This window comes from uncultured Aquabacterium sp., assembly GCF_947366995.1.
In the GTDB taxonomy this organism is placed as follows: domain Bacteria; phylum Pseudomonadota; class Gammaproteobacteria; order Burkholderiales; family Burkholderiaceae_C; genus Aquabacterium.
Window position 1 is genome coordinate 1 of the sequence record NZ_CANBCC010000114.1, and the last position, 5,309, is coordinate 5,309.

Sequence of the window (5,309 nt, forward strand, 5' to 3'; positions counted from 1 at the left end):
CAGATGCAGGCGGTGACGCCACAGGACAAGCGCGCCGTGCTGGTGGCTGCACGCCGCGCCAAGGAAAAGCTCTCGACGGATGGCAGCACCCACCTGGCGTGCGCGCTGTCCGGTGGCATGCTGTCCGCCAGCATCACCCGCGAAGAGCTGGCCCAGCTGGCCCGCCCGCTGATCGACAAGACACTGACGGCGGTCAAGCGCGTGCTGCGCGATGCCAAGGTCAAGCCCGACGAGGTCAAGGGCGTGGTCATGGTGGGCGGCTCGACCCGCATGCCGGCCGTGCGCAATGCCGTCGGCACCTTCTTCGGCCAGACGCCGCTGACCGACTTGAACCCCGACGAGGTGGTGGCGCTGGGCGCGGCCATCCAGGCCAACCAGCTGGCCGGCAACAACGACAAGGGAGAGCTGCTGCTGCTTGACGTGCTGCCTTTGTCGCTCGGTCTGGAAACCATGGGCGGGCTGGTCGAGCGCATCATCCCGCGCAACACCCCCATCCCGTGCGCCCGCGCGCAGGACTTCACCACCTTCAAGGACGGCCAGACGGCGCTGGCCGTGCACGTGGTGCAGGGTGAGCGCGAGCAGGTCGAGCACTGCCGTTCGCTGGCCCGCTTCGAGCTGCGCGGCATCCCGCCGATGGCCGCCGGTGCCGCCCGCATCCGCGTGAGCTTCCAGGTTGATGCCGACGGCTTGCTGAGCGTGTCGGCGCGCGAGCAGCTCTCGGGCGTCGAGGCGTCCGTCGTCGTCAAGCCCAGCTACGGCCTGAGCGACGAACAGGTGGCCCACATGCTGCGCGAGGGCTTCACCACCGCGCAGGCCGACATGAAGGACCGCGCGCTGCGCGAAGCCCGCGTGGAAGCCGAGCGCATGCTGGAGGCCACCCGCACCGCGCTGGCCGCCGATGGCGACCTGCTGACGCCCGAGCAGCGGGCCCAGATCGACACGCTGATGGCGCAGATCGGCGCCCGCTGCGACCGCGGTGACCTGGAGGCCCTCGAAGCGGCCACCAAGGCGCTGGCCCAGGGCACCGAAGCGTTCGCCGCCGAGCGCATGAACCGCAGCATCCGCCAGGCCCTGGCCGGTCGACAGCTCGACCAGCTCTGAACCACGCGGCGCGCGCCGCCCCAGAATACGCTCACCGACCGAGCCCCGATCATGCCCATCATCAAGATCCTGCCCCACGCCACGCTGTGCCCGCAGGGCGCCCAGATCACGGCCAAGCCCGGCACCAGCATCTGCGAAGCCCTGCTGGAAAACCACATCGAGATCGAACACGCCTGCGACATGAGCGCGGCGTGCACCACCTGCCACGTCATCGTGCGCGAGGGCTTCAACAGCCTCAACGAGATCGAGGACACCGAAGAAGACCTGCTGGACCGCGCCTGGGGCCTGGAGCCGAACTCGCGCCTGAGCTGCCAGGCCATCGTGGCCGGTCAGGACCTGACCGTCGAGATCCCGAAGTACACGATCAACCACGCGCGCGAGAACCACTGACGCCACGCCATGGCCCGCCACGCACCGCCCACCTGGCCCAGCCTGCCGCAGTGGCGGCGGCGTTGGTTGCTGGGGGCGTTGCTGACTGGCGGTCTGCTGGGATGGCTGGCACGGGCCGATGCGGCCGCGTCGGTCCGCCGCGCCCCGCGTGCACGGGCGACGCCTGCACCGCCCGCGGCCCTCATTGCCTTGCTCGATCACCTCATTCCGGCAGATGAGCTCACCCCTGCGGCCTCGGCCTTGCGGGTGCCGCAGCAGATGTGGGCCGAGGCCCAGACGCAGCCCGAGCTTCTGCGGCTGGCGGAAGTGGGCTGCGCCTGGTTGGACCGCTATGGCGACGGCTTTGCCTCGCTGCAGTTCGAAGAGCGTGAGGCGCTGGTGGCCTGGATGGCGCGGGCGCCATGGGAATCCCCGCAGCGCCGGCTGTTCTACTGGGCCCGCGAGCGGGGGATGACGCTGTACTACGCGCAGCCGGCATCCTGGCGGGGCCTGCCGATCACCCGCCCGCCGCAGCCGCTGGGCTACGAAATGGGCTGAGCCGTGCGAGGCGCTTTCGATGCCATCGTGATCGGTGCGGGCGCCGGCGGCGCTGCGGCGGCCTGGCGCCTCACGCAGCGTGGCGCGCGCGTGCTGGTGCTGGAGGCTGGCCCCTGGTTTGATCCGGACCGCGATTACGCGCTGCACCGGCCGGATTGGGAAACGCACGCCTTTCCCAGGAAGCCGGGCAGCCAGGGGCACCACCGCTACGGCGAGATGCAGGCCCTCGACCCTGCCTGGGATGATTTGCGCAGCTGGCATCACGACACGGGCCCGCTGGTGCAGACCGGCCAACGGGCTGTGCGCACCGGCTACAGCCACGTGCGTGGCGTGGGCGGTAGCACCCTGCACTATGTGGGCGAGGCCCACCGGCTGCACCCCGCCGCCATGGCCCTGAAAAGCCAGCACGGCGTCGGCGCGGACTGGCCTTTCGGTTATGCCGAGCTCGAGCCGTTCTACGTCGACGCCGAACGCCTGGTGGGGGTGGCCGGTCCGCAGGCAACGGGTGCCCGCTGGCGCAGCGCCCCGTATCCGCTGCCAGCGCATCCCCTGTCGCGTGGCTCGCACACCCTGGTGGAAGCCGGGCGCCAGCTGGGCCAGCAGTGGCATGTCAACCCCCGCGCCACGCTGTCGCAGCCCTACGATGGCCGCCCGCCCTGCAACCACTGTGGCGGTTGCACGCGGGGCTGCCCGCGGCGCGACAAGGGTTCGGTCGACCAGACGTTCATCCGGCACGCGCTGGCGTCCGGCCGATGCGAGGTGCGCGCCCGTGCCACCGCCCTGACTTTGCTGCACGGCGCACGCCGCGTCGTCGAAGGCGTGCGCTACATCGACGAGCGCGGTCGTGAGCGCACCGAGCGCGCGGGCCTGGTCGTGCTGGCTGCGGGCGCCATCGAAACGCCCCGTCTGCTGCTCACCAACCGTTCAGCCACGGCTCCCGAGGGCATCGGCAATGCACACGGCCAGGTCGGGCGCCACTTCCTCGAAACCCTTCACTGGACGTCCATCGCGCTGCACCCCGAGCCCCAGGCCAGCCATGCGGGCCTGCCTGCCGACGCGATCTGCTGGGACTTCAACGCGCCCGACGCCATCCCGGGCGTGATTGGCGGCGCGCGCTTCCACGCCGCCACGCTCGATGCCGAGCTGGCCGGGCCCATCAAGTACGCCACGTTGCTGGTTGACGGCTGGGGCGCCGCCCACAAGCAGCGCTTGCGCCGCACCGTGGGCCATGCCCTGGCGGTCGGGGCCATCGGCGAGAGCCTGCCGCACCCGAAGTCCTATGTCGACCTCGACCCACAGGCGCGTGACGAGCAGGGCCGGCCGCTCGCCCGCATCCACAGCTTTGTGGACGAGATGGCCTGCCGGCGCCTGCGCTTCATGGCGCAGACCTGCCGCGCGGTGCTGAAGCAGTCCGGATGCGGGCCGCTGCGCATGGAGTACGGCAGTTACGACGATTTCGCCTCCACGCACGTCTTCGGCACTTGCCGCATGGGACAGATGGCGCCAGACAGCGTGACAAATGACCGTGGTCAAGTTCACGAGTGGGGCAACTTGCTAATTTGTGATGGCAGTGTGTTCCCGAGCTCCGGTGGAGGAGAGTCGCCGTCACTGACCATCCAGGCGCTGGCCTTGAGATCGGTCGACCGCTTTCTTCAGCATGAGCGCACGGAGGCCACGCGGGACGCGGCGCCCCCAGTGTCGCGGCCCTGACGACATCAGAATCAAGGCAAGGCGGCTGGGGTGCCCTGCATCAGGAGGTTCCTCATGACGTCTCGTTCTCCTCTTCTGTCCATCCTGGCCGTCGCTGCGGCGGCTTTCGGGCTTGCTGCTGCACCCGCCCGTGCTGGAGAGGGTTCGCTGTGTGGCCCCGGCGTGTACTGCTTTGTGCCCACTGTCACGGGCACCACCACGACCGGTTCCCGTGACCGCGACACCACCCAGGCGTTCGCCGGCATCAACTGGGCGTTTGGCGGCGGTCCGGAGCTTGTGGTCGGAGTCCGCGCGCTGCGCACCAACGCCAGCCACAAGGTGGCCGGAGCGCGCCTGGAAGCCACCTTCCCGTTCAGCAGCAGCAAGATTGCGTTCGACAAGCTGCGCTTGCGCCTGGTGGGTGGGCACCGCAGCGGCATGTACGAACTGGGCGGCGGCTACACCTTTGACAGCAAGGGGTTTGTGCTGTCCAGCGCATTGCAGGCCGACCACATCCATGTCGGCACGGACCTCACGCTCAGCGGCTACCAGTGGCAACCCTTTGTCGGCGTGAACTCGCTCGGCAGAGCGAAGGCGCCGAAGCAGCGACAGGACGGCACGCTGTCGTGCGGTGATGAGCAAGGCAGTCTGACGGCGGTGGCCGACGTCACCTCCGACGTGTCGGTGCAGGCCCATCAGCAGTTCAACGGCTATACCTGCCTGCTCGGAACCTGAGTCCGACGAAGCGGTCCCGTCCACGGGTTCAGTCGTCGCTCTAGGGGGCGTGACCCTGCGACGAGGTCGGAGCGGCTGCTACATTTGGCAGCCGCCTTTTTCATTGCTGCCGTATCCATGTCCCGCCAGATCTTTCTCGACACCGAAACCACGGGCCTGAGCCCGGACACGGGCGACCGCATCGTTGAAATTGGCTGCGTGGAGATGGTCAACCGGCGCCTGACGGGCCGGCACCTGCACTTCTACATCAACCCCGAGCGCCCCAACAGCGAGGACGCGGTGCGGGTTCACGGCCTGACGGACGAGTTCCTCTCCGACAAGCCGACCTTCGCCGCGCTGGTCGAAGAGATCCTCGACTACTGCCGTGGTGCCGAAGTCATCATCCACAACGCCGCGTTCGACGTCGGCTTCCTGGATGCCGAGTTGTCGCGCTGCGGCAAGGGCAAGTTCCGCGAGCACATCTCGGGCGTGATCGACACGTTGTTGATGGCCCGCGAGATGTTCCCTGGCAAGTCCAACAACCTGGACGCACTGTGCCGCCGCCTGGAAGTGGACAACTCGCACCGCACGCTGCACGGCGCCCTGATGGACGCCGAACTGCTGGCCGAGGTCTACATCAACATGACCCGCGGGCAGGATGCGTTGCTGATCGACAGCGACGGCGCCGATGGCGGGGAGGGCGGCGTGTCGGACGTCGCGGCGGTCGACTTCAGTGCCTTCACGCTGCCCGTGGTCGGCCCGAGCGACGAAGAAGCCGCGGCCTTCGAGAAAGCGTTGCAAGATATCGACAAAGCGAGCGGCGGCAAAACGATATGGAAATCTTTGGAAGCTGTGCTATAGTCTAGGTCTTCGCTGAT

At 68.6% G+C, this 5,309-nt stretch carries 6 protein-coding genes; all 6 read left to right on the top strand.

Translation table 11 applies throughout. The features are described from left to right. The coding region (locus Q0Z44_RS17980) for an Hsp70 family protein (RefSeq protein WP_298015338.1) at positions 1-1,101 on the top strand (1,101 nt) is incomplete at its 5' end. A 51-nt stretch (positions 1,102-1,152) separates the two neighbouring features. After that, complete coding sequence (fdx, locus tag Q0Z44_RS17985; protein ID WP_298015340.1) at positions 1,153-1,491, top strand: ISC system 2Fe-2S type ferredoxin; 339 nt, start codon at positions 1,153-1,155, stop codon at positions 1,489-1,491. Between the two features lie 9 nt (positions 1,492-1,500). Beyond that, the gene (locus tag Q0Z44_RS17990; RefSeq protein WP_298015341.1) at positions 1,501-2,028 is read left to right on the top strand and encodes a gluconate 2-dehydrogenase subunit 3 family protein; all 528 of its coding nucleotides are present in this window, start codon (positions 1,501-1,503) and stop codon (positions 2,026-2,028) included. Positions 2,029-2,031: 3 nt separating this feature from the next. Further along, a complete protein-coding gene (locus Q0Z44_RS17995; protein WP_298015343.1) occupies positions 2,032-3,738 on the top strand; it encodes a GMC family oxidoreductase in 1,707 nt (568 codons plus the stop codon). 54 nt (positions 3,739-3,792) lie between these two features. Further along, entirely contained in the window at positions 3,793-4,452 is a 660-nt protein-coding gene (locus Q0Z44_RS18000) for a hypothetical protein (RefSeq protein WP_298015345.1), read from the top strand. A gap of 117 nt (positions 4,453-4,569) precedes the next feature. After that, positions 4,570-5,292: a DNA polymerase III subunit epsilon gene (gene dnaQ, locus Q0Z44_RS18005; RefSeq protein WP_109035162.1), complete on the top strand. Its 723-nt coding sequence runs from the start codon at positions 4,570-4,572 to the stop codon at positions 5,290-5,292. Positions 5,293-5,309: the final 17 nt, after the last annotated feature.

Bases quoted from the DNA above. Each gene is read 5' to 3' on its own strand.
- fdx (WP_298015340.1), top strand. From the start codon at position 1,153: ATGCCCATCATCAAGATCCTGCCCCACGCCACGCTGTGCCCGCAGGGC.
- Q0Z44_RS17990 (WP_298015341.1), top strand. From the start codon at position 1,501: ATGGCCCGCCACGCACCGCCCACCTGGCCCAGCCTGCCGCAGTGGCGG.
- Q0Z44_RS18000 (WP_298015345.1), top strand. From the start codon at position 3,793: ATGACGTCTCGTTCTCCTCTTCTGTCCATCCTGGCCGTCGCTGCGGCG.
- dnaQ (WP_109035162.1), top strand. From the start codon at position 4,570: ATGTCCCGCCAGATCTTTCTCGACACCGAAACCACGGGCCTGAGCCCG.